This is a genomic window from Thermococcus henrietii (genome assembly GCF_900198835.1).
Taxonomy (GTDB): Archaea; Methanobacteriota_B; Thermococci; order Thermococcales; family Thermococcaceae; genus Thermococcus; species Thermococcus henrietii.
Map to the genome: position 1 here is coordinate 564,378 of NZ_LT900021.1, position 22,998 is coordinate 587,375.

Sequence of the window (22,998 nt, forward strand, 5' to 3'; positions counted from 1 at the left end):
GGGAAATAAAAAGGTTCACCACTTCACTTCCGGTTCCTCACTCTCGGCCCTCGCCAGCGGGAGGAGCTTCGGGAGTATCGCCAGGGCTGTGAGGAGCATCACTGCATATCCGGCCGCAAGGACTGCAGTCGAGGGGCTGACGTGCCAGCAGGCTGTTATACTGTCCGTTAGCCAATGGACGAGAACCATCGCGAGCAGCGCCTTCCTTCCCCAGCCGTTTCTGTAGGAGTAAGCGAAGAGGACGGTCGTTGACGCATGGAAGAGGAGCGCGAGGGTTCTTTCGATGATGGACACTGGTGAACCGGCGAAGAGCGACGAGAGCACCGCCGCGTACACTGCCTCCCCGACTCCAAAGCCAACCCCAACGTAAAGGGCCTTTCCGAGGGTCTTGTTGCGGGAGAAGTAGTACTTGAGCGGTTCCTGGAAGAGCGCCGCTATCAGTCCCGTCCAGACCACGAAGAAGGCTGTGCTGCTCATCCCAAGGAGCTCCGGAAGCTTCTGTACAAGCGGCTGGAACAGGAGCACCGGAATCAGCAGGACCGCCCCGAGGATGAGCTCTCCAGCGTGGAACTTCCTCAGGTAGGCCCAGATGAGAAGCAGGCCGAGCAGACCGCCGAGGAGGGGGTAGAGGGCGTTCTTCGGGTTGAAGCCGGGAACGATGTGGAAGCCTTCAATCCTCCCGTCCTTCACAGTCACGCTCACCGTGTAGTTTCCCTTCTCCGCTATGACGCGATAGATGTATATTTGATAGCCCCCTTTCCCTTCGGTTTTCTCGAGCTGGTAGCCTTTGATTTGCCCGTACTGTCCAACCATTTCGTCCCTGACGGTCCTGAAGACTTTCTCGGAGAGGCCCTTCTTCATCTCCGGGCTCAGGTAGGGCTCCGCTATCGAGTAGTTCCCGCTCTTCCAGGCCTTCATCATGGCATCCTGCGGCGCTAAGAGGGGAGCATTCCCGTTCTGTGTCCCTGGAGCGGAGACCACGTGAAATCCTTCAACCTTCCCGTCCTTCACCGCCACGTTCACAGTGTATGCAGCGTTTTTCGCCTCAACACGGTAGTAGTAGACCTCGTAGCCGTCCTCTTTCTCCTTCTTTATCAGCCGGTAGCCTTCAATCTCGCCGTACTTCTTTATGAGTCCCCCCGTGCACTCTGGAATACCTTCTCAGAGAATGCGGCCTTCATGGCGGGACTGAGGTACGGCTCGACGATGGAATAGTTCCCGTTCCTCCATGCCTGCATCATTGCCTCTTGTGGCGTCAAAGCCAAAACGTGGCCGAGGAGGAGCAGGGAAAGGAGGAGGGCGGGCAGGAGGCGTTTCATACCCATCACTCCGGCTCGATTACCACCGCCGTCCCAAAGGCGTAAACCTCGGCCATTCTCTGGCCGACGTTCGACGTCATGAAGCGCATCCCGATTACCGCGTTGGCGCCCATTTCCTCGGCCTGCTGAATGAGTCTCTGGAGGGCTATCTCCCTTGCCTGAGCCATCATCTCGGTGTACTCCTTCACCTCACCGCCCACGAGGTTTCTAAGACCTGCCAGGATGTCCCTGCCCAGGTGGGTAGCCATGACAACACCGCCCCTCACGAGGCCTTTCACCTCGACGACCCGGTAGCCGGGGACCTCTTCGGTGGTTACAACAATCATACCAATCACCTCGATGCATCGAACTTCGAGGTATTGTTGGTGGAGAAGTATTTTAAGGTTTTTCATCGTAGGGCATCCGGTGGTAGAATGCACGAAGTGCCCCACTGTGAGATACTGGAGGAACTGAGGAAGCTCGATGCGGAATGCGTCCTCGTACAGTCACCGGAGGGGCTGAGGCGGGAAGCAGAAGAGCTTGCGCGCTTCCTCGAGGAGAGCGGTTTAACCGTCATCCTGCACGGCGAGATAAACTACGGGGCCTGCGACCCTGCGGATTCGGAAGCGAGGAGGCTCGGTTGTGACGCCTTAATCCACCTCGGGCACAGCTACATGCGCCTGAACCTTGAGGTGCCGACGATATTCGTCCCCGCCTTTGCGAGGGTTAAGCTCGTTCCCGCCCTTGAAAGGAATCTAGACGAGATTCGGAAGCTTGGAAAGAGGATAGCGCTCGTAACGACCGCCCAGCACGTTCACAGGCTCAACGAGGCGAGGGAGTTCTTGGAGAGGCACGGCTTTGAGGTGCTCATCGGAAGGGGTGATTCGAGGGTGAGCTGGCCCGGACAGGTGCTCGGGTGCAACTTCTCCAGCGCGAAGGTCGGGGCAGACGGTGTCCTCTTCATCGGGGCCGGCTACTTCCACCCGCTCGGCGTCGCGCTGGCAACCAAAAAGCCGACTCTTGCAGTAAATCCCTACTCCGGCGACGCCCTCTGGATGAATGCCGAAGTGGAGCGTCTGATAAAGAAGAGATGGGCGCAGATAGCCAAGGCTATGGACGCTAAAAGCTTCGGAGTCGTGGTGAGCACTAAGAAGGGGCAGCTGAGGCTTGCCGAGGCCAGGCGGGTTGTTGAGCTCCTCCGCGGGCATGGCAGGGATGCGAGGCTCATAGCGATGGACCACATAAGCTACCCGAAGCTCGAGGGCTTTTCTTTCGACGCCTACGTCGTCGTTGCCTGCCCGAGGGTTCCGATAGACGACTACGAGAACTGGAGGAAGCCGGTCTTGACGCCGAGGGAAGTTGAGCTCCTCCTTGGTCTTCGCGAGGACTACGAGTTCGACGAAATAAACGGCGCAGAAAGGGATGTGAATGAACCTTTGGGGGTTGCGGTTCATGGACCTAAAACCAGTCTTTGAGCTCGCGGAGTTCACACTGCTCTTTCTCTCCGCCTACTGGGGCCTTAAAGTCTCTACTGAAACTTTAACCTACGTTCGAGTCTCGGGTCCCCTGCTCCTCCTGCCACTGGCTGTTGCAGTAGTTTTTCGAGAAGCAGGTTTTCTTGCGTCGTTCCTTCTGCTCTTCGCGTTCTTCCTTCTCAAGAGAAACGGCCTGGGGCTTTCCTTGGTGGCTTCGATATTCGCGTTTATGGTGTTCCTCGTGGGGGCCATGGCCAGTGCCCTTGCGCTGGGCGTCATTGGCACCTACCTCCACGTCCCAGGTTACGAAATTCACGGCACCCTTCAGGAGCTCCTCCACAGGGCGGTGATGAAATGAGGAAAAAGCACTTGGCAATGCTCCTGTCGAGGCTTGAAGGCTTCCCGGAGCCGAAACCGGAGCTTGAGCAGTACAGGACGCCAGGTGACGTGGCGGCGGAGCTCCTCTGGCTGGCCCACTCCGCGGGGGATATCGAGGGGAAGGTCGTTGCCGACCTCGGCACCGGAACTGGCGTTCTCGCGGTAGGTGCGAAGCTCCTGGGGGCGGAGAGAGTCTACGCGGTCGAGGTTGACGGGAAGGCCCTCAAGGTCGCGAGGAAAAACGCCGAACGGGCTGGTGCAGAGATCGAGTTCATAAACGCCGACGTCTCAGAGTTCGAGGAAAAGGTTGACACCGTCATAATGAACCCCCCCTTTGGGAGCCAGAGGAAGGGCGCGGACCGGCCGTTCCTGCTCAAGGCTTTCGAGGTCGCCGATAGAGTTTACTCAATCCACCTCGCGAAGCCGGAGGTGAGGAACTTCATCAAGAAGTTCTCAGCCGACAACGGGTTCACCGCGATTCGTCTGACGACGGTTCCCTTTGAGATTCCGGCCCAGTTCCGATTTCACAGGAAGAGGCTTGAAAGAATCCTCGCCGACATCTACCGTTTCGAAAGGTATTAGGATTCAGTGGTAAGCTCCCGAAAATTCCGGGCGAAAAAAATATATTTGTGTTCACATCAGAATCTAAATGATATAATCAAGGTCGGTGACGTGGATGCCTCGGGACGGTCTCGACTCCCTGCTTAAAAAATGGGAGATGCAGGATTTAATCAGGCTCGCCAGAGAGAGCGATGACGCTCTCGTGAAGATTCTAAACGCGGTTAGCTCCGAGGATATTGACCTTAGACTCGGAGCCCTCTCCGCGCTCCTTGAACTCGTTAAAACGGCAAACTGGCGTGAAAGGAAGAGGATTCTTGAGCTGGGTTTTGATACGCTCGTTGATGCCCTCTCGACGGACGACCCGCGCGTTCTGTGGAGGACCCTTGCGATACTCTCAGCCCTTCTGAAGAACAACCCCCTCAACGGCGTTAGGCTTCTCAAGCTCGTAAAGGCGATAACGAACCTCGCGGAGACCAGAAACGTCGTGGTATGGGATGAACTCCTGAACGTCGTGGACAACATAATGGCTCCGTACATAGGTGATGATGTTGCATGCGAGCTCAAGGAGCTCCTCAAGAATGGAACCGCGGGGGAGGCCCTCATAGTCGCAATGGTACTCCTCGAAACGGGTGCAATGGACAAGGATTGCTGGGTTGTTCTCGTCGAGAGAATTTCCAGCGCACTCCTCAGCGGGGAGCCGAGGCTCATTGATGCGGGTCTCGTTGCTTCGCTGAAGATTTCAAAGCTCCCACCCGTGTACTCGATGGACGTTCTCATAAAGGAGCTCCTCCCCGCCCTCAGGAGGACCATAGTTGACTGCAAGGACCAGCTTAGAAAGATGCACGCCGTTGAGGTCTTCGATAAGCTCAGGGAAACGCTCGTTCGCTACTACCGCGTTAGACCGAGGGAAGCCCAGAGGGTTGTTGAGGAGCTAATGCGCCTCGGCCTCGTGGATGAGGCCTACATAATCTCCTCGGCAATAGGCACGATTCCGTCGTCTCCCTGGGAGGCCTATGGGAACAGGGGTAGACTCTGATGCCAAAGCTCAAGCTCTCGGACAGACAGCTCTACGCGCTGGTTGAAGCGGTGAAGCTCGGCGAGGTAATCAAGCCGAGTCAAAGCGCCAAGAGGAAGGCCTTCTCGCGCTACAGAATTGAGGGCTGGGAGAACTCCAAGCTGACCGGAATATTCTATTCAATCCAGCGCAGGCTCGGCCTCATAGACGAGATTATCGAGGAGCTCGTAGGAGTTTCTCCCCTAATCCTCGACCCCTGGCTGAGGGCGACGCTCAGGGTCGCGGTTGAGGTTGCGGTCTTTAGGGACCCGAACGAGAGAACGGTTCAGCACCTCAAGGGTCTCGCCAAGTTCCTCTCGGGTAAAACGCACCCGTATGTGGGCTATTACTACTACGAGCTTCTGCCTAGGGTCATAAACTACGTTCCAAAGCTCGACTCCGAGGAAAAGAGGCTGAAGTGGGAGTATCTCTTTCCCGAGTGGTTCATAGCGAGGATGAGGGAGCTCCTAGGAGAAGAAGCAGAGGAACTCCTGAAAGCCCTCAACGAGACCCTTCCGGTCAGTCTTCGCGTTAATCGCCTTAAGGCGAGCGTTAAAGACGTTGAGGACTACCTGAGGAGGAAAAACCTCTGCTTCGAGAGGAGCGAGCGCGTTGAAACGGTAATCCGCGTTCTGGACCCCTTCAACCCCGGGAGGCTCATGGAGAAGGGCCTCGCTTTGCCCCAAGAGGAGGCATCGGCCGTCGCTTCCCTAATACTCTCTCCCAAACCCGGTGAGACGGTAATTGATTTGGCAGCGGCACCGGGAGGAAAGACCGCCCACATTGCCGAGCTCATGGAAAACGAAGGAAAAATCTACGCCTTCGACGTCGATTCCGAGAGAATTAAGCGCATGAGGCAAATCCTGAAGTGGGCCGGTGTTGAGATTGCCGAGGTTAGGAAGCTCGACGGCAGGAGGGCCCCGGAAGTTTTAGGCGAGGAAATTGCCGAGGGGGTTCTATTAGACGCGCCGTGCACGAGCGATGGGACCATCGCCAAAAACCCCGAGCTGAGATGGCGCCTCCGCGAGAAGAACATACCGAAGGTCGTCGCGCTCCAGAAGGAGCTTATAGAGAGCGCGTGGAGGCTTTTGAAGCCCGGCGGGAGGTTGCTCTACTCAACCTGCTCTATGCTCCCTGAGGAGAACGAGGAAGTCGTAAAGTGGTTCCTTTCGAGGCACGACGACGCGAGACTCGTTCCGCTCAGCGGGCCGTACGATGAGGGCTTCCTGCCCGGCACGATGAGGGCCTGGCCCCACAGGCACGGGACGATAGGCTTCTTCTACGCGCTGATTGAAAAAGCCTAATATAGGGGTTCCTCGTAAGGACTACCATGCGGGACTACAGTGACGTTTTGCGCGAGATGCTCCTCGCGTGGAGAACCTCGAACGCCGTGGAGCTTGCGGTCTCGGACGAGGGGGCATTTTCTTCGCTCTTGGTTCTCCTTCGCGATGGTGACGACCGCGTCAGGAGGCGTGCGCTCATAGCGCTAAGGGAAATCCTCCGGCGCAAACCTGAACCGAGGTACACCCTTCCCGTCCTCAGGAACCTCAGAACCGTTCTCGGTCTTTTGAAGGACACCGATGAAGTTGCCATCGAGGCGCTTCGGCTTCTCGCGGTTCTGTTTTCACTCGTTCATCCTGAGGAGAAGGCCTACGTTGAGACGGTTGATGCACTAGCCGACCTCGTGCGCTCCGGTAGAAACGAGGTTGTTCTCCTTGAGATTCCCTCTGTTCTTGAGCGACTAAGACCGGCGAAGACGTCATCCCTTGCCCGTTCGAGGGCGATGGGCCTGCTCTCTTCCGGCAACCCGAGGCTCCGTGCCATGGGTCTCAGACTGCTCGCCAACATGAGTGCGGGGGATTCGAGAGTTCTCACGCTCCTCCTGGATGAGATTGACGAAGCCCTGCTTGGGGAGGACGTTCCCCTTCAGGATTTCATCCTCAACCTGCTCTCTGAGGTCCTTGCCCCCCCGAGTGAGGAGACCGTCGGCAAGTACTGGGAGCTCCTTCGGGCCCTTGAGGTTGTTTCACACCGCTCACCTGTTCCCGGGGTCAGGAGCAAGGCGAGGGATTTGGCGTTTCGGGTTAGGAAGCTTCTCACACTCTACTACTCCTCGAGACCGGGCGAGAGCATGAGGGCCATCGCGGAGCTCCTGGCTGAGGGTAAGGTCGACGAGGCGATAGAGCTCGCCCTTGAGGTTGGAGAAGACGTTCCTAGGGGGTTCTCAAAGCTACCCTCGCGCGGAGGTTCACTCGTTCCGGGGCCGAAGTACGTTGAGCACCCGAGAGGTTCAGGGCCGGGCGGTGGTTCGTCCTCGTGGGGAACCGTGCGGAAAAAGAAGCCGGAACCGCCGGAGAAGCCAGAAACCCGCGTTCCCTTTGAGTGCGTGGCCGAGCTCGTGGATTCCCTCTCCGGGAGCATCGAGGAGAAGATGGACGCCCTGTGGGAGCTCCACAGGCTCGCGAAGGAGCTCCCTGAGAAGGGGCTCGTGGCATTAGAGCCCGCGGTAGAACCCCTGCTCGGTGTTCTCGCCTCCGAAAACAGGTGGGCAAGGGACAGGTCCGCGAGAATCCTTGCGAGGCTGGCGCTGAAGGCTCCCTACGGGGCCAGAATAGTAAGTTCCATCATTGGGTTGCTCGAGAGGCAGAAAGCGGTTCCGGGAGCGCTGACATTCCTCAGTTACTACTTCTCCAGGCGCTGGGATGGGGAACTCGCCGGAAGAGTGCTCCCGCTCCTGAGGGCCCTGCTCAAGGAGTATCCATTCGAGGTTCTTCTAACTCTCGAGGCCATGACGAGAACGGTTCCGAGGGAAGACGCAGTTCTCTTCGTGCAGTTCGTTCCCCTCCTGAAGGAGATAAAGAGAACAGAACTCGCGCCGATTGCGCTCCGGGTTCTGGAAAACATAGCGGAAAAGGAGCGCTCACTCGTCCTCTAACTTCACCCTGAGTTCGTTGGCAAACCAGTTGACCCTCTGCGGGAACGGTATCTCTATTCCCTCCCTGTCAAGGGCCTCCTTGATTCTCCTCACGACCTCTGTCCTGACGTCGAACCACCTCTCGCTCGGCGCCCACGCCCAGACCCTCAAAACCACCGAGCTGTCGCCGAGGTTCTCGACGTAGACCTTCGGTTCCGGTTCAGCAAGGACGAGGGGCATCTCATCGAGGGTCTTCTTTATGACCTCCATGGCCCTTCCGGCGTCCTCGGCGTACGCTATGCCGACGCTTACATCGACTCTCCTCACGGGGTACCTCTGGAGGTTGACTATGTTGCTGTTGAAGAGAGCCTCGTTTGGAATCCTGACGAGTGTTCCATCCCACGTTCTTATTCTCGTCGAGAGAATTCTTATGTCCTCGACTATTCCCTGAACGTCGCCGACCTGAACGGCATCACCTATCTGGAGCGGTTTGTCGAAGTACATGAAGATTCCTGAGACGAAGTTCGAGACAACGGTTCTTGAAGAGAAACCGAGGACTATGCCTGTTATTCCAGCCGCCGCGAGTAGCGCCCCGAGCTCTCCCATGATTCCCGCGAAGCTGAGCGCCAAAAAGAACGCGAAGGTTATGAACGCGTAGTAGAACAGTTTTGCCTTTATAACGTTCTCGGGTCCCTTCTTGAGCTGGAGGAAGTAGTCTTTTGACTTCTTTGCTATGAGGTACGAGATGTAGAAGAAGCCCACTGAGAATGCTAGGTTCCCTATCGTCGTCGGACCGAGGCTGTATTTCATGAGTCCAAGAGCGTAAAGGGCCCCTATTAGGCCGCCGAGGACGAAGAGCCTGAAGACGAGCTCCGCCGTGTCCTCGTTGAGTATCCATGTGAGGTTCGTTCCCTTTGAGGCCCGGATTATGAGCTTCTTGGCGGCTTCCCCAAGGACCATGGTGACCAGTAGGATTGCCAGCGCCTCGAGGGCACCCTTCACGGTTATCCCAAGGATTACCTCGCTCTGAAAGAGGGCCGTTGTGTTCACGGCCACCACCTCATCCTGAAGTTCGGAAGCGGTTCGGCCCTGTGCGTGGCCTTCAGCCTTCCGTCCGGGGGATTTCCGGTATTGTTGACCTCGTAGGGTTCCTTCGTCGTGAGTATGATGAGGGGATAGTAAGCTTTCTCGTCCGAGTAAAACATGACGCTGTTCCTTATCGGGATTACAACCCTCTCGACGAGTTTCCACTCCTTCGTGGGGTTTCTAACGGCGAGCTTGATTACACCGAGAGAATCGGGCTCCTTCTCGTGGAAACAGCTGACGTGGTACCTCGCGATTACCCCAATTGTGTGTTCACCGTAGAGCGCGTACTTCTCCCGTCCGAGTGTGAAGCGGTCTATGAGTGCGTTTCCGGCCTTTACAACAACGTCTAGGGGGGCGCTCAGGTAACCGTGAACGGTTTCTCCGGGGGGAACCGCGAGTCTCTCACTCAGTTTTACCAGAAGGAACTTGACGCCGTAGCCCTCCGCCGGAGCGGGGAGGACCCACAGATGCCTTCCACCGAGGATTTTGACCCTGACATCGTCTCGTCGGTATGTAAACGTTCCGTCCGGGTTCTCAATGATGTGAATTTTCCTTTTGCCGACGTGAATGAACTGAGTTCTAAGCTCGTGCTCACCGAAGGTTTTCATGCTAAAAAATAGGGGGCCCAAAAATTTAAAGTTTCCTAAGAGGCCTTCGCGAGGTCGAGCTCCTCAATCTTGAAGTAGCCGTATATTGTCCTAGGGTTTCCGTTGTCGTCAACGAAGGAGAAGTGACCGTCAACCTCCAGCGGAATGAATATTCTCGGCGCTACTTTCGCCTTTCCTTTCATTGAAACGCCCTCGGGTCCGGCGTAGCTCCAGGTCCCCTCGATGACCCTGAACTTTATTCCCGAGAACTCAACGGTTCCGTCTGGCCTAGTCTGCCAGTTCCAGGTGTGGCCGAAGAAGTCCCGCCACGTTCCGCTCTGCGGCACGAGCAGGTTCTTGCCGCTCCAGTCCGTCCACATTCCCACGTGGAGGACCGCGAACCAGCCGTAGTAGAGGTTCATGAGGTCCGCGTTGAGGTAGTCCATTATGTTCTGGTCGCCGCCGATGTAGGGAATCGCGGACTTCCCGACCGCCATCGGGTTTGTGTAGAGCATCTGCCTATCCCCGTAGTCCATCTCGAAGCCTACGACTTGATTTTGGCCGCTGCCCCCGGTTGCCCATCCCATGTCCCAGGGGTAGATGAACGCGTCGCTTGCCCTTTCCGTGTACCACACCTTTATGATGAGCTTTCCTTTCATTGAGACTGCCTTAACTGGCGTTATGACCGTCTCGTATTCGTAAACCTCGAAGGTTCCGACGTCGACCTTGTTCCCCGAAAAGTCCGTTCCGTAGACCTTTACCTTTTTCTTCCTTTCGGTTTTCTCAATCCTGTACTCGTAGAGCGGGCTCGTCTCGTTGGGCTTGACCTTGTAAAGAACGACGTAGTGCGTTATTACATATTTCTCCCCGTTCACTTTTATCGGCGAGTATTCCCACGGGCTCGTCCAGTAGAGCTCCTCAGTTTGGGTTGAGGTGGACGTCGTCGACGTGGGGGTTTCGGTCTCCGTCTTGGTGGGGGTTGAGGAGGGCGAGTTCGAATGCGTCCCGGAGGGGGTTTCAGTCGTCTCTTGGGAGGAGGTTTGAGTCGTTGAACTCGTCCAGCTGGGTGATGGTGATGTGTCGGGCGTTTCCGAAGTCTTTGAGGAAGTGTTCGAACCGGTGCATCCGCTTGCGAGCAGGACAACAACTACGAGCAACACGGCGAGTGCAAACTTTTTCATAACCAACATCTCCCTGGCCGTTGATTTTGGCCCAGAAAAGCAAAGGGCATCTTTATATAATTCGCTCTTATTCTATTAAAACTTTTTTAAAAGTTCGAGCAAACTTGAAGTTTTTAAAATATCGTGAAGCGGAAATGGCCCGGCACCTGTCAATCTTCCCATAAACCCCGCGAGGTCGAAAACGTGGTCAACCCTCTCAATAACCCCAACGTCGGCCGTTGCAACGACCTCAAAAGCCTTGAGCTCGTGGTCAGGACTTTTGACGAGCCTGACCTCCCCGGGAACCCCAAACTCGTCAAGGAGTTCCTCCGTGAGCTTCCTAACGACCCCGCTCCCCGGGTTGTTCTTCCCGTAGAAGAAGACCGCATCCCCTGGTGAAAGCTCCACCAAGGCCGAGACAATGAGTCTCAAGTTGTTCTCGGTCTCCCCGTGCGGTCTGTACTTTCCCCGGTACTCTAAATCCCTGATGAGACCGTCCTCGCAGAGGATAGCCCTCCCCGTGAGGAGCGATTCAAGGGTTATGAGGACGTTGAAGCCGTCTATTCCAAGAACCCGGCTCCTAATCTCCTCCGGCCGAAGGAGCTTTCGCTTAACTTCCTCAATCCAAGAATCAGAAAAGACGCATCTCGCGAGGAGGTGTCTCTCCTCCTTCCTCAGCCTGTAGTGGTTGGCCACGAAGTCCAACGCAACGCTCTTCCGGTATCCCCTGTTGAGGAGGTACTTAAGGTCTCTGTACGCCTCAGCCAGCATGGTGGAAAATGGGGAAAGCTTCAGATAACCTTTTCGAGGGTCTCGCCGTCCTTGCCGGTGTGAATCCTGAGCCTTATCTTGCCGGCCAGCAGGGAGCTCTTGACCTTCTTCGTCAGAATCTCGTCCACCTGGAAGATTCCTGCCGGGTGCTTCATCCATATCTCGATGAGTATCGGCTGTCTCTCGTCGCCCTCCCTTATCTCCACGCGCTCTATTGCCAGGGCCGAGACGGCGTGTATGTCAACGCGGTCCTTCTTGTGGACGAGTCTGCTCCTTCCTGCCTCCATGTCACAGCCGTCAGCGATGGTGACGAGCGAGCCCTCTATCGTCGTGCACGGCACGTGCTCGTCGTGGGTGTATATCGCGTTGAGCGTCAGGGCCTTGAGGAGTAGCGGGTCGCGCCTCTCGAACTCCCTCACGAGCTTCTCGACTATCGGCTCGGCTAAGAAAACGCTGAACTCGTAGTGGTTTATCCTGTGTATCATGTTGCCGATGTCGTGAAGGAGCGCTCCGAAGGCGACGATGAACTTGCTCCACCAGTGGGGCTTTCCGAGCTTCTCAGCCGTCGTCTGGATTCCGAACTTTCTGAGGATTCTCAGCAGTTCCAAAGCTCTCCTCGTCGTCAGGAGGACGTGAACCGGCCCGTGGTCGTTGAACTGATAGACGTTAAGCACTATGTAGTTGGTGGTGTCGAAGTAGTAGTGGTACTCCCTGAAGGTTCTTTCGTAGGCCTCGAAGAGCCTGTCGTCGTCGAGGAGTTCCCTAATCTCCTTCAGAAGTTCCTCCTCAGTGTACATTCTCCCACCCAAGGGCCAAACGGCGGGGAGAATTTAAGGGTTTTGAACGGGATTCGGTGAAAAAAGCTGGCGTTTGCGGGGCGGTTTTGACGTATCTGCTCAAACTCAATTTTGAGAAGTTTTTATAACCCTCTACGTTGAAACCTCACTGGGGTGTGTAAGGTGAAGCTGAAGGTTGTGCTTGAACCCCAGCCTGAAGGTGGGTACGTTGCGTACGTTCCCGCGTTGCCCGGTTGCGTGAGTCAGGGTGAGACCGTAGAGGAGGCTCTCAAAAACATTAGGGAGGCAATAGAGCTGTACCTTGAGGTAGCTGAAGAGATGAAGCTTCAAGAGACCCTGCGCGAGATAAAGCGCAAGAACAACGTCCAAATTGCGGAGGTTTCAGTGTGAGGCTCCCGCGTGATGTTTCGGGGCTTGAGCTTATAAAGCCCTCCAGAAACTGGACTACAAACCCGTAAGACAAAAGGGCTCTCACGTCGTTCTCGCCAACGATTCGGGCAAGATAGTCGTTGTTCCTCTCCCCAAGCGCCTTAAAACTGGCCTCCTGAAGGCCATAATGCGCGAGGTTGGTATAACAACGGCCGAGCTGTTGGAACTGCTTGATGACCCGTAATCACTCAAGCATGCCTTCGAGCTCAAGTATCTTCCTCGAGCGGAGGTAAACCACTGGAACACCCCTCTCGCGGAGGCGCTTCTTCAGGCCCTTGTCGTTGGTGCAGACTATTACCCTCTCGTTCTTGACGGCGAAGTCGTAAATCTGGTCGTCTATCGGCCTCCTCCCGAACTCCCCGATTTCAACGGTCTCGAAGCGCTCAGCCAATTTCTTCGCCATCCTGACCGCGAGCAAATCTCTTCCTCGCGTCTTTTTCTCGATGACGTCGAGTTCTTCGAGAACCACGTTTGGAACGACGATTTTGAACTTCACGTCAAGGATTCTGTTGAGCTCGGAAACTATGTCGACCCCGAACTGACCGGGGACGAGGAGAAAGTTGGTGTCTGGAAGGACGAGCCATTCTCTCCTATGGGCCATCGCGACCACCGGAAAGGAAAGAGAAGAGGTCATTCCTTTATGAAGCCGTAGCCGATGAGGCGCCACCTTGAGCCGACCTGCCTGCTGATGGCAACCCTGTCTCCGACCTCAGCGCAGACGGGAATCTGGAGCTTGAGCTCGACCTCATCCTTACCGAGCCCGGTGACGAGTCCCATCGTTCTGGCGGTGCCAACGTTGAGGAGGAGGACCTCCTTCCTCTTGATGGGTTCGACCTTGAGCTCGTCCTCGGTTCCAACGACGCGCTCAAGCAGGTGGACTTCGAGGCGGAGCTCGTCCCACACCGGGGGCAGCTTTCCGGGCTTCCCAACGACGTTTCCGGCCATGAGGTCGCCCTTGGTGAGGAACGGGTCGAGCTTGGTTCCGACGCCGACGAGTCCACCGGGATAGGCCTCCTCGACGAACCTTCCTCCAGCCTGGAGCGAGACAATCTCGGTCGTTATCGGCTCGTACTTGATTCTGCCGTGTTCCTCGTAGGGAACGCCAGGACGAATCTCTATCTCGTCGCCAACTCTAAGCTTGCCCTGGACTATCGAACCACCTATGACACCGCCGATGAGCTTCTCCGGCGGAGTTCCGGGCTTGTTGACGTCGAAGCTCCTAAGGACGAGCATCTTGGGCGGCTTGTCCGGGTCGCGCTCGGGAGTGGGTATGAACTTCTCTATTGCAGCGAGCAGAACGTCAACGTTCGCGCCGTGAAGTGCCGAAATCGGGATTATCGGGGCGTTCTCGGCGACGGTTCCGGCGACGAACTCCTTAATCTCCTCGTAGCGCTTCATAACGGTCTCCCTGTCAACGAGCTCAATCTTGTTGAGCGCTATAACTATGTTCCTGTTGCCGACTATCTGCAAAGCCATCAGGTGCTCCCTCGTCTGGGGCATGACTCCCTCGTTCGCCGCAACGACGAGAACGGCACCGTCCATGAGCGAGGCGCCGGCGAGCATCGTCGTCATCAGCGCCTCGTGACCGGGAGCGTCTATGAAGGAAACGCGCCTCTCAAACTCGGTCTCGGCGCCACAGTACGGGCAGACCGGAGAGGTTGAATACCTGCCACACTTCGGGCACTTTCTTATCTCCGCGTCCGCGAAGCCTATCTTTATCGTGATACCCCTTCTCAGCTCCTCGCTGTGCGTGTCGGTCCATATTCCGGTTAGAGCCTTGGTGAGCGTCGTCTTTCCGTGGTCAACGTGACCTACCATACCAATGTTAACCTCGGCCTGCCTAAACTTCTTGGCCATCTCTCTCACCCCTAAGCTTAGAAAGCGGGGACGTTTATTAAGGTTACCGAGGGGAGAAGAGAAAATTACGGGGCGCTTAGGATTGATGCAATCTATTAATTGACTCCCTTTGAGATAAGAACTAGGATAAGCTCTACTATCAAGCTGATAAGTACAAAGTACTTCTTCTCAATGTTTATAACGAAGGACAGTCCAAGCCAGAGGAGAGTAAAGATTCCGAGTGTTATTACCTCTTTTCGCGATGCGTTTCCATCAAGGTATGACCCAAGAGCCGCCATAAAAACAATACCTCCAACTTGAATCCACAGCCACTGGTGATTTACTTCCCGCGGGAAGTTAAAGACAAAGGCCAGCAGGAAAAGGGGGAGAAAGTAAAGGATTAGGGAATATCGGTCCCCAGCGCATCATGGTCTCACCTTAAAGTGGGATTGGTATAATTGTCCAAAATGTCACTATTGCCAAGGTTGGTGCGGTAATGTATGCAATTAATTTTCTTTTCTTTGCCTTCAAATTTTTAGAGTAATATCTGAGTAGTCCAATGACGAGAAGGATAAACCCCACAAGCAACAACAGTTGCTCTAAAAGAGTCCTTAGTCCTATCTCCGAGGGAAGGCTCAATCGGAGCACTGCACTGCTGAGTCCTGCAATTGCCAGTGGAGTTGAACAAAGCGCGTAAAGCTTAATGGAAGGCACTTTCTTCAAGACCAGATTTAAAACTCCAAGTAAAATTAGTGATTGCAGGGTAAATCTAAGTCCGTTAATCAGCAGGGGCAACCACAAACGGGACAGGGGAGCATTGAAAATCCTGAGCAGGTAATAAAAGCCAACAAGCTGGTATGAGTATGTTATCTCTCCCAGCATCCAGAGGATTACTATCCATTTAACTATCTTTTTCATCTTCTGACCTCCTTTTTGTGAGTCCCCATAGTGCGAGTCCTGCCAGTACTGCGAGAACCCATGCGGGTTTGCTCCCGGCCACTATTCTGAGTAAGTCTCCCCTGTAATCCAGCCACCACTGGAGGTATTCCCCTCTGAACGCTCCATAACCGAGTACGAATCCAACCGGCATTCCCGCCAGGAACTGAACGCTCGCCGGTTTCTCCGAGTAGTACTTCATTTGGGGCTTGATTATCCAGTTGAGCACCAAAACGACAACCGCCAACCAGGGGTGAAGCACAGACAAAAACCCCTCCACAAAAAACACCCATCTTGCCCTCATTGCATTCCCCCCATAAATTTAAAGGATGAATAAAAGTTCATTTCTCCATAAACAGTGCCACGTCAATAGTGACTCCGGATAAGAGGTAACCAATGGCACTCGCTAATCCCTCTGTACTGCCTTCTGTTACAAACTGCAAAATCTTTTTACCTGCCCAATTTGCTGCCTTCCCCACTCCTATTGCCCCCAAGAAGTTTTGGAGCCATGGCCAGTTTGTGTATCCCATTACCAATATTCCATGAGTGCCATAACCTGCATCAAACTTAACTTTTTGCTCCCACCATCCGCCAAAGCTGAACCAGCTACTGTACTCAGCGGTCAGAACTTTGAAAGTGTGGCCATTAACAGTGTATGTGTGAATATAATCTCGCTTAAAATGCTTTCCTTTGAATCCATTGGTATAAGTTGTCATATCTGGAAATATTGCTGCAGTAAAGTATCCACCCAGGGGTATCCATTTGAGCACTGTAACATGGATGGCACCTATTCCATTGTGTCTAATAACCACATACATCCTAATCTTGCCTAGTTGTGGTAACCAATTAGTATCCCCTGCTATAACCCCGGGTCCCTTTAAGGATGTTGAAATAACAGCTCCAAGTCCTGGAAAGTCTTTAGGGCTTGGCTGGTTGTGGATGGGTGCCGCCGCTGCACTTCTTGCCGTCACTTCAACCATCAGCAGTCCCAACAGGACTGCGAACAACGACTCCCACCACATGGGGTTTGCCTTCGTAAGGTTGTCTGCAATATCTTATTATCAACTTATTCTCATAAACTTTTTCTTTTATCCTTAGTACAGCCTCTTTTTTCGAGTAAAAATTTATTCTAACTCGGATTTTCCGATTAGAACAGTTCAAAAGAAGCCTGAGTAAAAGTTTCGTGTTATCTTGGCTCATGTGCCGGTTCCCATGTGGGTCAACACTCTGTTCGTCACCCCTTCCATCCAGATGCCGATGATAACGAAAACCACCACCAGGGCAAGCATCCCGTACAGTTGAAGTTTCGATGCGTTTCCGGATTTGTAGGCATTGTAAGTTTTGAGAATCCCGAGCGTTCCAATCACCGCTAAGGAGATAGGTATCAGATGGTGCTTCACAAAGTACTCCCGTGAGTAAAAGAATAAAGCGAGGAAAAGAGCCGTTGTTCCGGCTATGAGCCCGTTCCAAACTCGAGACTTCATGATATCACCTCCCCTCTGTTTATCGGGTCTCCTAAGAAACAAAAAACTTTATGCTACCTTCACCCATCCCGTACCATGTGAGTTCACCCAGTCGTGGGCCACTTTGGATATAACACCAGCAATGTATTCATTAGTGTATCCAAGTTCTCCAGGGATCTCTATACGTGGAAGGAATGTATATTTCTTCCCTGTCTGTGCATTGTACCCGTAAACTGTGAAGGTGGACGCCATGTTGTATAGGGGGACCCATGGATAGTAATAGTCATTCTCAAGTACCATCCAAATGTACTGCCAGCCTGTGGACTCATAGTACTTGTCCATCTCGCTCGACTCATATGTGAGGGTAATGCCCACCGCCGTCAATGCTCCCCCTATCGCGATTGCTACTATGTTAGGGAATTTTATGAGGGTAGTTCCAAATCCTATAATCGCTGTCGCATATCCTGAAATTGTAGTAATATCTCCCCACTTGTCGTAGAATTCTTGGGTTTTAGAGCCAGTATAGAGCCAGTTGAACTTGTCAATCTCCCCATATGTTACATCCCATCTCCACACATGGACCTTTAGATAGTAAATTGTCACTTTGATTTGCTCCTGGCCTGAAGTGGGGATATAACGAAGTACATGTGGTTCTATTCCTGCAGATTGCATAAGGACTGGATTGGGCGTTACTAAAGGTAAATAGTGATCTACCAGAAAAACTTGTTTTTGGTGAATCTCCAGCAGGAGTAGTAATGCATTCGGATTCTCACGCAAGAACCTTGCAAAGAGTTCTTGTACCGTTTTTGAATTCAATGGTGGCAGTTGGGCAGAATGTTTAGAGTACCATACAAGGAACTGTTCATCGAGTGTGCTCTGGTAGTTGTTAAGGGTATTCAACGTACACTGAAACGGCTGTTCTTTGGAGGGAATTTGTAGTGCCGCTGCACTTCCTGCCGTCACTCCAACCATCAGCAGTCCCAACAGGACTGCGAACAACGGCTTCCACCGCATTGAGTTCACCACCCAACGGTTTTTGCAATAATTAATCTACAATTCACGCTTATAAGTTTTACTATCGCTAATAATTACTCAGTTATTATTTCTTACGTTTAGTGTTGATATATTCTAACTTTAGTTTTCCTTTTAGAACCCTTCGAGAGAAACCTGAGTAAAAGAGCTGCATGGGGATGCAACTGGAGAAGTGTAGGGAAGACAAGAAGAACTCAACACTAACACTGTCATTAGACCAATCGTGAGATGCCTCTACGATTCAGTTGTTAGCATCATTAGTGGAATAGGGAGAAAGAAGCTCAGAGAACTATCTTCAGGTTGACCTGGACGATGTTCGGGCTTATGGTGTTGCCGTGGACTGTCTTCTTCCTCCTCTCACCCTTCTCCCTGGGCCTGAATCCGGGTCCCTTGGAGAGGAGTATCTTAACCCTCCTCGGGCCGTGGACGTCGGGCCTCATGGGGAAGCCATCCTTGTCGGTTCCGCCGGTTATCTTAAGCTTGGCATCCTCCGGAATGCTCTCGTCGCCGAATATCTCCCTGAGGTTGAGTCCGAGTTCCTTCGCTGAGATTTCCTCGCCTATGCGCTTTCCTACGAGATTCTCTGCCTCTCCACCGGTTATCTCAACCTGCTTCGCTATACCGGTCTTCGGGTTCGATATAACGAGCTTGAAAGTGGCCATTCCTCCCACCTCCATTCATCAGCGGGATTCATTGGGCTGAGCCCTTTCCCGAGCGGTCTTGAACGGAGCGTTTAAAAACCTTACCGTGAAGCTTAAATATCATGGAGAAAACTCAAGGGCAGGTGATAGTATGGCGAAGGAAAAGACCACACTTCCGCCGACCGGAGCGGGACTGATGAGGTTCTTCGACGAGGACACGAGGGCCATAAAGGTCAGCCCGAAGGGCGTCATAGCGATGACCCTCATACTGGTTGCGGCCGAGTTCCTGTTGCACGCTTTCGGTCCGAGCATCTTTGGCTAAAGGAAGCTCGTTTTCTTCAATCCCCTCGCGTTTAATTCCTCGTCTATTATCCCCCTGACGACCTCCTCAAGCTGTCTCTGAATCAGCGCCTCAACGTCGGCCTTAATCTTGTCTATGTCTCCCCTGAGACCCTCGAGGAGCCTTATGTACTCCCTCGCCATCTCGAGCTGGCCCTCCTGCCTCACAAGCTGTTCCTTGAGGTGCTCGAAGTCGTCCTTCATGACCTGGAACTTTCTCAGTTCGCGCTGGAGCTCGTCGAGCTCCCTCTTGAGGCGGTAGTTTTCCTCCTTGAGCTGTTCTATGAGCTTCTCCTTGGCCTCAAGCTCGGCCATTAGGTTGTTGTACTCCTCCGCTATCTGGTGGAGCCTCTCTATCTCCCTGAGCGGGGGGACCTTCCCATCGCCGAGGATTATGACGTCCGGCCCAACGTTCACGATGTCGTTGGGGGTTATCTTGAGCTTTTTCTCGCTCGTGAAGATGCTCTGCCCCTTTCCAAGGTTCTCGACTTCCTTCATCTTGAGGATGAAGTAGAACTGGTCGCCCTCGACCTCGACGTTTATGTCGGTGACGTAGCCAAGTATCTTGCCGTCGGTGAGGGAGATAACGAACTTGTTTATAAGCTGGTTGGCCCGCGCTTCCTCAGGCATATTCACCACCGCTGGATTTTGTCTCCCGGCATACTTAACCTTTCCGCCAAACCTTTTAAAGGCCCGAAAGAACTTCAGCCCGGTGAGGAGAGATGATAATATTCGCCGGGCGCTCCAACGTTGGTAAGAGCACCCTCATATTCAGGCTCACCGGGAAGAAGGTTAGGCGAGGTAAGAGGCCCGGCGTGACGAGGAAGCCTGTCGAAATCGAGTGGCGAGGGAAGAAAATCGTCGATTTACCGGGCTTCGGCTTCATGAGCGGGCTTCCGAAGCACGTCCAGGAGCGGATAAAGGACGAGATAGTGCACTTCATCGAGGACAACGCCGATAAAATAGAGCTCGCCGTTCTCGTCGTTGACGGCAAGGCCGCTCCCGAGATTATAGAGCGCTGGGAGAAGAGGGGCGAGATTCCGATAGATGTGGAGTTCTACCAGTTCCTCAGAGAACTGGAAATACCTGTTGTAGTGGCGGTCAACAAGGTTGACAAGGTCAAGAACGTCGAGCGGGTCGTTCACTTCCTCGCCGAGAAGTTCGGCGTCCCCTACTCCGAAATTCCCGAGACCTTCGTTCCAATCTCGGCCAAGTTCGGGAAGAACCTCGACGAGCTCAGAAGATTGATGGAAAAGAAAACCCGCTCATAGAATCTCCAGAACGAGGTGGGTGTTGGTTTCCTTCACTCCGTCGAGGGAAGCTATCTCCTCGAGGATTTCGTCGAGCTTGGTCTTGTCGGCCTCGATTATTAAATCAACGTCGCCGGTGACGCGGTAGATTTTCTTTATCTTGAGCCTCCTTATCGCCTCGTAGACCTGCCTCCTCTTGGTCGGCTCTATCTTGACGAAGACGAAGACGTCGCCCTTCTTCTCGCCGAGCAGTTCAAGGGCCTTGTCCGTCAAATCGATAAAGCCCCTGCCGGTCCTTATGTAGCCGAGTTCCTTGAGAACCTTGAGGTGGTTGCTCAAAGCCTGTCTCGTTATTCCGAGCTCCTTCGCAAGCTCGTCCTGAGTCTTCTCGACGGTGTGAACCTCTATGGTCTTCCCATCCTCGTAGAGCTTCCTTAGGAGCTTAACCTGCCTTGGGGTGAGGGTGTTCCTCTCAACCATGAGCCTTCACCTTACCTTTTTTCAATTTGAGTGCGATAAACGTCAAATCTAACTTTTCATTTTCTCACTGGGAGTGATGTATCTTATAAGTTTTTCTAAGTTTCCTGGACTCAAGGTTTTTAACTCCCGGCGGAGACATTAGACCATGAACAAGGCCACGTACACCCGCGACGTCCCGCCCGACAGGCTTGAACTCCTCGCTGAACTCTCGTCCCGTGAGGCGGTTAAGGTCATGGTCATCGGGGGACTCGACGCCGGAAAGAGCACCCTCGTGACGTTTTTGGCCAACGAGCTCCTCAGCCTCGGAAGGAGCGTCGCGGTGGTTGACTCTGATGTCGGCCAGAAGGGTATCCTCCCGCCGGCCACGATAAGCCTCGCCCTTCCGGATGAGAACTTCTCCAGCCTTTCTGAGCTTGAGGGAGTTGCCCACTACTTCATAGGCACGGTTTCACCGGGCCAGTTCACGGGTGAGATGGCCGTTGGGGTGAAGAGGCTCGTTGAGCTGGCCGAGAGGAGCGCTGAAATCGTTCTGATAGACACGACCGGCTTTGTAACAGGGCCGGGTTTCGAGATGAAGCGCCTCAAGGCGGAGCTCGTGAGGCCAGACCTGATAGTCCTCCTCGAGCGGAACGGCGAGCTGGAATCCCTGGTGAGGGCTTTGAGCCCCTACGGCGAGGTCGTCAGGCTGACCGTCAGCGAGAACGCAAAAGCCATTGCGCGGGAGGAGAGGAGGGAGATAAGGTTTGAGAAGTGGAGAACCTACTTCTCCAACGCCAGGCTCGCCGAGTTTAGCCTTTCGGAGGTCGCCTTAACTGGAACTTCGCTCTTCATCGGCCGTCCCCTCGATGAGAGGGAAAAGACCCTCCTCTCGCGGGCCTTCAGGTGGCTCGTTCTGGCCGGCTGGGAAAACGAGGGGCGCTACACGGTCGTCAAGGCCGACGAGGAGAGCTTCCCAAGGGGCTACCGCTCGATTCACGCGGTTGACTTCGAAAGGCTTAGCAACCTGCTCGTGGGTCTCCTCGATGGGGACGGGCTGTGTCTCGGCCTTGGAATCCTCAAGTGGGTGAACTTCAGCGCCGAGACCCTTCAACTGCTCACCCCTCTCGATGAGGAAGCACTTGGAGAAGTTAGGGAACTCCGCTTCGGCAGGATGAGGGTCCTTGAGACCGGCGAGGAACTCGGTCTCCTGAGGAGAGACGAACTTTGAACCCATAAGGTTTTAAAGACTAACCATAACGGTTGGACGGTGGTAGTTTGGAGGCGAGGGCTTTCATCGAAATAACGAGGCCGCACAACTGCGTCCTGGCTGGGGTAGTCGGCCTGCTCGGTTCGATAGTGGCGGTAGGCCACTTCCCGGAGCCGGTAAAGGCGTTGCTCGTCTTCTTAGTGGTCACTCTCGGTTGCTCCGCCGGCAACACGATAAACGACTACTTCGATTACGAGATAGACAGGATAAACCGTCCCGAGAGACCCCTGCCGAGGGGCGCGATGAGCCGGAGGGTTGCTTTCTGGTACGCGATGGTTCTCTTCGCCATTGGCCTAATCCTTGCCTCCCTGATAAACGTCTACGCCTTCCTGCTGGCGGTCCTGGCTTACACCGCGATGTTCCTCTACGCTTGGAAGCTAAAGCCACTCCCCTTCGTCGGCAACCTCGTCGTCGCCGGCCTTACCGGCGCCACACCGCTCTACGGCGCGATAGCTGTCGGGAAGATAGGCCTCGCCGGTTATCTGGCCCTGTGTGCGTTCCTCGTTAACGTCGCGAGGGAGGTAATAAAGGACATAGAGGATGTGGAAGGCGACCTCGCCAAGGGCGCGAGGACCCTTCCGATAGTCATCGGGAAGAAGAAATCCGCCTACGTGGGGGCGTTCTTCGCTGTCCTGACGGTTATCGCGTCATTCCTGCCGATTAAGGCCGGCGTCGGTCTCAGCTACCTTGCAATGGTTCCTGTCGATGCCATAATCCTATACTCGGCATTCCTAATCCTCCGCTCGCAGGACAGGGAAACCGCCCACCGCTCGCAAAAACTGCTCAAAATAAGCATATTCCTTGCCGTTATGGCCTTCATGATAGCTTCGCTCGTGAGGTGATGGATATGGAGTTTAAGGACGAGATAATTAAAGAGCTTGAAAACGATGAGCTCTGGACCGTTTTGACGTTCAAGACCCCGCACGGCCCGTCTAAAACGTTAAACGAACTCGCCAGGGTCGTTGAGGAGGCCGGCTGGAAGGTGACATTCAAGGCCAACTGGTGGACCGCCGACATACCCTACGGCCTCATAAGGCTCGACCTCCAGAAGGACGGGAGGGAGAAGATTCTCCTGGGCAGGTGGATACTCGGGAAGGACTGCGAGCTGATTAGGGTTGAGAGCCTTGACCTCGAGCGCGGAAAGGACGAGTTCTTCCGCATGGTGGACAGCATAACGTCGACGCTGATACACGACCCCGTGATAAGGACGATGCGCGAGCAGTACTGACGGCATTTATTTTTGATTTTTCTGGAAATTTTGGGAG

The 22,998-nt window shown here is 54.2% G+C and carries 32 protein-coding genes; 13 read left to right on the forward strand and 19 right to left on the reverse strand.

All coding sequences use genetic code 11. The features are described from left to right. Nucleotides 1–15: 15 nt before the first annotated feature. The 3 genes from CS910_RS03115 to CS910_RS03125 all read right to left on the reverse strand — a co-directional run bounded on the left by CS910_RS03115 (nucleotide 16) and on the right by CS910_RS03125 (nucleotide 1,645). Nucleotides 16–1,023 (reverse strand): DUF3887 domain-containing protein, encoded by a 1,008-nt coding sequence (locus tag CS910_RS03115; RefSeq protein ID WP_145955343.1) that lies wholly within the window; start codon nucleotides 1,021–1,023, stop codon nucleotides 16–18. 104 nt (nucleotides 1,024–1,127) lie between these two features. Then, on the reverse strand, nucleotides 1,128–1,325 hold the full coding sequence (locus CS910_RS03120) for a hypothetical protein (RefSeq protein WP_099209689.1): 198 nt from the start codon (nucleotides 1,323–1,325) through the stop codon (nucleotides 1,128–1,130). Continuing rightward, entirely contained in the window at nucleotides 1,325–1,645 is a 321-nt protein-coding gene (locus tag CS910_RS03125) for a YbjQ family protein (protein ID WP_099209690.1), read from the reverse strand. The genes CS910_RS03120 and CS910_RS03125 overlap by 1 nt, the downstream gene beginning before the upstream one ends. 87 nt (nucleotides 1,646–1,732) lie before the next feature. Here CS910_RS03125 and dph2 point away from each other — a divergent pair, with 87 nt between their 5' ends. The 6 genes from dph2 to CS910_RS03155 all read left to right on the forward strand — a co-directional run bounded on the left by dph2 (nucleotide 1,733) and on the right by CS910_RS03155 (nucleotide 7,701). Continuing rightward, nucleotides 1,733–2,773 (forward strand): diphthamide biosynthesis enzyme Dph2, encoded by a 1,041-nt coding sequence (gene dph2 / locus CS910_RS03130; protein WP_099209691.1) that lies wholly within the window; start codon nucleotides 1,733–1,735, stop codon nucleotides 2,771–2,773. After that, the gene (locus CS910_RS03135) at nucleotides 2,751–3,131 is read left to right on the forward strand and encodes a hypothetical protein (protein ID WP_099209692.1); all 381 of its coding nucleotides are present in this window, start codon (nucleotides 2,751–2,753) and stop codon (nucleotides 3,129–3,131) included. Before dph2 ends, CS910_RS03135 begins: the two co-directional genes overlap by 23 nt. After that, complete coding sequence (locus CS910_RS03140; RefSeq protein WP_099209693.1) at nucleotides 3,128–3,733, forward strand: METTL5 family protein; 606 nt, start codon at nucleotides 3,128–3,130, stop codon at nucleotides 3,731–3,733. Before CS910_RS03135 ends, CS910_RS03140 begins: the two co-directional genes overlap by 4 nt. Before the next feature lie 94 nt (nucleotides 3,734–3,827). Beyond that, a complete protein-coding gene (locus tag CS910_RS03145; protein WP_099209694.1) occupies nucleotides 3,828–4,748 on the forward strand; it encodes a hypothetical protein in 921 nt (306 codons plus the stop codon). Continuing rightward, nucleotides 4,748–6,070: an RsmB/NOP family class I SAM-dependent RNA methyltransferase gene (locus CS910_RS03150; protein WP_099209695.1), complete on the forward strand. Its 1,323-nt coding sequence runs from the start codon at nucleotides 4,748–4,750 to the stop codon at nucleotides 6,068–6,070. The genes CS910_RS03145 and CS910_RS03150 overlap by 1 nt, the downstream gene beginning before the upstream one ends. Nucleotides 6,071–6,096: 26 nt before the next feature. Beyond that, nucleotides 6,097–7,701, forward strand: a complete 1,605-nt coding sequence (locus tag CS910_RS03155) for a hypothetical protein (protein WP_099209696.1) — start codon at nucleotides 6,097–6,099, stop codon at nucleotides 7,699–7,701. On the opposite strand, the gene CS910_RS03160 is transcribed toward CS910_RS03155, so the two are convergent. The 5 genes from CS910_RS03160 to CS910_RS03185 form a co-directional block, all read right to left on the reverse strand. After that, the gene (locus tag CS910_RS03160; protein WP_394346600.1) at nucleotides 7,687–8,739 is read right to left on the reverse strand and encodes a mechanosensitive ion channel family protein; all 1,053 of its coding nucleotides are present in this window, start codon (nucleotides 8,737–8,739) and stop codon (nucleotides 7,687–7,689) included. The two genes, CS910_RS03155 and CS910_RS03160, sit on opposite strands and share 15 nt — an antisense overlap. Continuing rightward, the gene (locus CS910_RS03165) at nucleotides 8,727–9,374 is read right to left on the reverse strand and encodes a DUF432 domain-containing protein (RefSeq protein ID WP_099209697.1); all 648 of its coding nucleotides are present in this window, start codon (nucleotides 9,372–9,374) and stop codon (nucleotides 8,727–8,729) included. Before CS910_RS03165 ends, CS910_RS03160 begins: the two co-directional genes overlap by 13 nt. Before the next feature lie 35 nt (nucleotides 9,375–9,409). After that, nucleotides 9,410–10,543, reverse strand: a complete 1,134-nt coding sequence (locus tag CS910_RS03170) for a hypothetical protein (protein WP_145955344.1) — start codon at nucleotides 10,541–10,543, stop codon at nucleotides 9,410–9,412. A gap of 66 nt (nucleotides 10,544–10,609) precedes the next feature. Then, a complete protein-coding gene (locus CS910_RS03180) occupies nucleotides 10,610–11,284 on the reverse strand; it encodes a DUF434 domain-containing protein (protein ID WP_099209700.1) in 675 nt (224 codons plus the stop codon). Between the two features lie 20 nt (nucleotides 11,285–11,304). Then, the gene (locus tag CS910_RS03185; RefSeq protein WP_099209701.1) at nucleotides 11,305–12,081 is read right to left on the reverse strand and encodes an HD domain-containing protein; all 777 of its coding nucleotides are present in this window, start codon (nucleotides 12,079–12,081) and stop codon (nucleotides 11,305–11,307) included. Between the two features lie 162 nt (nucleotides 12,082–12,243). Here CS910_RS03185 and CS910_RS03190 point away from each other — a divergent pair, with 162 nt between their 5' ends. Both CS910_RS03190 and CS910_RS03195 read left to right on the forward strand, forming a co-directional pair. After that, on the forward strand, nucleotides 12,244–12,471 hold the full coding sequence (locus CS910_RS03190; protein ID WP_042692534.1) for a type II toxin-antitoxin system HicB family antitoxin: 228 nt from the start codon (nucleotides 12,244–12,246) through the stop codon (nucleotides 12,469–12,471). Between the two features lie 49 nt (nucleotides 12,472–12,520). Continuing rightward, entirely contained in the window at nucleotides 12,521–12,694 is a 174-nt protein-coding gene (locus CS910_RS03195) for a type II toxin-antitoxin system HicA family toxin (protein WP_099212404.1), read from the forward strand. Here the strand turns inward: CS910_RS03195 and CS910_RS03200 are convergent, their stop codons facing one another. The 9 genes from CS910_RS03200 to CS910_RS03240 form a co-directional block, all read right to left on the reverse strand. Further along, nucleotides 12,695–13,111: a PIN domain-containing protein gene (locus CS910_RS03200; RefSeq protein ID WP_099209702.1), complete on the reverse strand. Its 417-nt coding sequence runs from the start codon at nucleotides 13,109–13,111 to the stop codon at nucleotides 12,695–12,697. A 29-nt stretch (nucleotides 13,112–13,140) separates the two neighbouring features. Next, nucleotides 13,141–14,367, reverse strand: coding sequence for a translation initiation factor IF-2 subunit gamma (eif2g, locus tag CS910_RS03205; RefSeq protein WP_099209703.1), 1,227 nt, complete (start codon nucleotides 14,365–14,367; stop codon nucleotides 13,141–13,143). 95 nt (nucleotides 14,368–14,462) lie between these two features. Continuing rightward, complete coding sequence (locus CS910_RS12040; protein ID WP_223211920.1) at nucleotides 14,463–14,645, reverse strand: hypothetical protein; 183 nt, start codon at nucleotides 14,643–14,645, stop codon at nucleotides 14,463–14,465. A 139-nt stretch (nucleotides 14,646–14,784) separates the two neighbouring features. Continuing rightward, on the reverse strand, nucleotides 14,785–15,264 hold the full coding sequence (locus CS910_RS03215) for a hypothetical protein (RefSeq protein ID WP_099209705.1): 480 nt from the start codon (nucleotides 15,262–15,264) through the stop codon (nucleotides 14,785–14,787). Then, nucleotides 15,248–15,586 (reverse strand): hypothetical protein, encoded by a 339-nt coding sequence (locus CS910_RS03220; RefSeq protein ID WP_099209706.1) that lies wholly within the window; start codon nucleotides 15,584–15,586, stop codon nucleotides 15,248–15,250. Before CS910_RS03220 ends, CS910_RS03215 begins: the two co-directional genes overlap by 17 nt. 37 nt (nucleotides 15,587–15,623) lie before the next feature. Further along, the gene (locus CS910_RS03225; RefSeq protein ID WP_099209707.1) at nucleotides 15,624–16,289 is read right to left on the reverse strand and encodes a hypothetical protein; all 666 of its coding nucleotides are present in this window, start codon (nucleotides 16,287–16,289) and stop codon (nucleotides 15,624–15,626) included. Between the two features lie 189 nt (nucleotides 16,290–16,478). After that, on the reverse strand, nucleotides 16,479–16,766 hold the full coding sequence (locus CS910_RS03230; protein ID WP_099209708.1) for a hypothetical protein: 288 nt from the start codon (nucleotides 16,764–16,766) through the stop codon (nucleotides 16,479–16,481). Nucleotides 16,767–16,814: 48 nt separating this feature from the next. Then, nucleotides 16,815–17,744 carry a hypothetical protein gene (locus CS910_RS03235; protein WP_145955345.1) on the reverse strand — a complete coding sequence of 310 codons (930 nt, stop codon included), beginning with the start codon at nucleotides 17,742–17,744 and terminating at the stop codon, nucleotides 16,815–16,817. Nucleotides 17,745–18,058: 314 nt separating this feature from the next. Further along, entirely contained in the window at nucleotides 18,059–18,439 is a 381-nt protein-coding gene (locus CS910_RS03240) for a 30S ribosomal protein S6e (RefSeq protein ID WP_099209710.1), read from the reverse strand. Nucleotides 18,440–18,569: 130 nt separating this feature from the next. Here CS910_RS03240 and CS910_RS03245 point away from each other — a divergent pair, with 130 nt between their 5' ends. Next, nucleotides 18,570–18,740, forward strand: a complete 171-nt coding sequence (locus CS910_RS03245) for a preprotein translocase subunit Sec61beta (protein ID WP_099209711.1) — start codon at nucleotides 18,570–18,572, stop codon at nucleotides 18,738–18,740. Here CS910_RS03245 and CS910_RS03250 read toward each other — a convergent pair. Continuing rightward, nucleotides 18,737–19,387 (reverse strand): hypothetical protein, encoded by a 651-nt coding sequence (locus CS910_RS03250; protein WP_099209712.1) that lies wholly within the window; start codon nucleotides 19,385–19,387, stop codon nucleotides 18,737–18,739. The two genes, CS910_RS03245 and CS910_RS03250, sit on opposite strands and share 4 nt — an antisense overlap. 92 nt (nucleotides 19,388–19,479) lie before the next feature. Here CS910_RS03250 and engB point away from each other — a divergent pair, with 92 nt between their 5' ends. Beyond that, a complete protein-coding gene (gene engB / locus CS910_RS03255) occupies nucleotides 19,480–20,028 on the forward strand; it encodes a GTP-binding protein EngB (protein ID WP_099209713.1) in 549 nt (182 codons plus the stop codon). On the opposite strand, the gene CS910_RS03260 is transcribed toward engB, so the two are convergent. Further along, nucleotides 20,023–20,487: an Lrp/AsnC family transcriptional regulator gene (locus CS910_RS03260; protein WP_099209714.1), complete on the reverse strand. Its 465-nt coding sequence runs from the start codon at nucleotides 20,485–20,487 to the stop codon at nucleotides 20,023–20,025. The two genes, engB and CS910_RS03260, sit on opposite strands and share 6 nt — an antisense overlap. A gap of 145 nt (nucleotides 20,488–20,632) precedes the next feature. Between CS910_RS03260 and CS910_RS03265 the strand changes: the two genes are divergently transcribed. Genes CS910_RS03265 through CS910_RS03275 form a run of 3 tightly spaced genes read left to right on the forward strand, consistent with a single transcriptional unit; the run spans nucleotide 20,633 to nucleotide 22,961 of the window. Next, nucleotides 20,633–21,694, forward strand: coding sequence for a Clp1/GlmU family protein (locus tag CS910_RS03265; RefSeq protein ID WP_099209715.1), 1,062 nt, complete (start codon nucleotides 20,633–20,635; stop codon nucleotides 21,692–21,694). Nucleotides 21,695–21,741: 47 nt separating this feature from the next. Then, complete coding sequence (locus tag CS910_RS03270) at nucleotides 21,742–22,575, forward strand: geranylgeranylglycerol-phosphate geranylgeranyltransferase (protein WP_099209716.1); 834 nt, start codon at nucleotides 21,742–21,744, stop codon at nucleotides 22,573–22,575. A 5-nt stretch (nucleotides 22,576–22,580) separates the two neighbouring features. After that, complete coding sequence (locus CS910_RS03275; protein ID WP_099209717.1) at nucleotides 22,581–22,961, forward strand: ribonucleoside-triphosphate reductase; 381 nt, start codon at nucleotides 22,581–22,583, stop codon at nucleotides 22,959–22,961. The last annotated feature ends 37 nt before the right edge of the window (nucleotides 22,962–22,998 follow it).

Bases quoted from the DNA above. Each gene is read 5' to 3' on its own strand.
- CS910_RS03120 (WP_099209689.1), bottom strand. From the start codon at position 1,325: ATGGGTATGAAACGCCTCCTGCCCGCCCTCCTCCTTTCCCTGCTCCTC.
- CS910_RS03125 (WP_099209690.1), bottom strand. From the start codon at position 1,645: ATGATTGTTGTAACCACCGAAGAGGTCCCCGGCTACCGGGTCGTCGAG.
- dph2 (WP_099209691.1), top strand. From the start codon at position 1,733: ATGCACGAAGTGCCCCACTGTGAGATACTGGAGGAACTGAGGAAGCTC.
- CS910_RS03135 (WP_099209692.1), top strand. From the start codon at position 2,751: ATGGACCTAAAACCAGTCTTTGAGCTCGCGGAGTTCACACTGCTCTTT.
- CS910_RS03140 (WP_099209693.1), top strand. From the start codon at position 3,128: ATGAGGAAAAAGCACTTGGCAATGCTCCTGTCGAGGCTTGAAGGCTTC.
- CS910_RS03145 (WP_099209694.1), top strand. From the start codon at position 3,828: ATGCCTCGGGACGGTCTCGACTCCCTGCTTAAAAAATGGGAGATGCAG.
- CS910_RS03150 (WP_099209695.1), top strand. From the start codon at position 4,748: ATGCCAAAGCTCAAGCTCTCGGACAGACAGCTCTACGCGCTGGTTGAA.
- CS910_RS03155 (WP_099209696.1), top strand. From the start codon at position 6,097: ATGCGGGACTACAGTGACGTTTTGCGCGAGATGCTCCTCGCGTGGAGA.
- CS910_RS03165 (WP_099209697.1), bottom strand. From the start codon at position 9,374: ATGAAAACCTTCGGTGAGCACGAGCTTAGAACTCAGTTCATTCACGTC.
- CS910_RS03170 (WP_145955344.1), bottom strand. From the start codon at position 10,543: ATGTTGGTTATGAAAAAGTTTGCACTCGCCGTGTTGCTCGTAGTTGTT.
- CS910_RS03180 (WP_099209700.1), bottom strand. From the start codon at position 11,284: ATGCTGGCTGAGGCGTACAGAGACCTTAAGTACCTCCTCAACAGGGGA.
- CS910_RS03185 (WP_099209701.1), bottom strand. From the start codon at position 12,081: ATGTACACTGAGGAGGAACTTCTGAAGGAGATTAGGGAACTCCTCGAC.
- CS910_RS03200 (WP_099209702.1), bottom strand. From the start codon at position 13,111: ATGGCCCATAGGAGAGAATGGCTCGTCCTTCCAGACACCAACTTTCTC.
- eif2g (WP_099209703.1), bottom strand. From the start codon at position 14,367: ATGGCCAAGAAGTTTAGGCAGGCCGAGGTTAACATTGGTATGGTAGGT.
- CS910_RS12040 (WP_223211920.1), bottom strand. From the start codon at position 14,645: ATGGCGGCTCTTGGGTCATACCTTGATGGAAACGCATCGCGAAAAGAG.
- CS910_RS03215 (WP_099209705.1), bottom strand. From the start codon at position 15,264: ATGAAAAAGATAGTTAAATGGATAGTAATCCTCTGGATGCTGGGAGAG.
- CS910_RS03220 (WP_099209706.1), bottom strand. From the start codon at position 15,586: ATGAGGGCAAGATGGGTGTTTTTTGTGGAGGGGTTTTTGTCTGTGCTT.
- CS910_RS03230 (WP_099209708.1), bottom strand. From the start codon at position 16,766: ATGAAGTCTCGAGTTTGGAACGGGCTCATAGCCGGAACAACGGCTCTT.
- CS910_RS03240 (WP_099209710.1), bottom strand. From the start codon at position 18,439: ATGGCCACTTTCAAGCTCGTTATATCGAACCCGAAGACCGGTATAGCG.
- CS910_RS03245 (WP_099209711.1), top strand. From the start codon at position 18,570: ATGGCGAAGGAAAAGACCACACTTCCGCCGACCGGAGCGGGACTGATG.
- CS910_RS03250 (WP_099209712.1), bottom strand. From the start codon at position 19,387: ATGCCTGAGGAAGCGCGGGCCAACCAGCTTATAAACAAGTTCGTTATC.
- engB (WP_099209713.1), top strand. From the start codon at position 19,480: ATGATAATATTCGCCGGGCGCTCCAACGTTGGTAAGAGCACCCTCATA.
- CS910_RS03260 (WP_099209714.1), bottom strand. From the start codon at position 20,487: ATGGTTGAGAGGAACACCCTCACCCCAAGGCAGGTTAAGCTCCTAAGG.
- CS910_RS03265 (WP_099209715.1), top strand. From the start codon at position 20,633: ATGAACAAGGCCACGTACACCCGCGACGTCCCGCCCGACAGGCTTGAA.
- CS910_RS03275 (WP_099209717.1), top strand. From the start codon at position 22,581: ATGGAGTTTAAGGACGAGATAATTAAAGAGCTTGAAAACGATGAGCTC.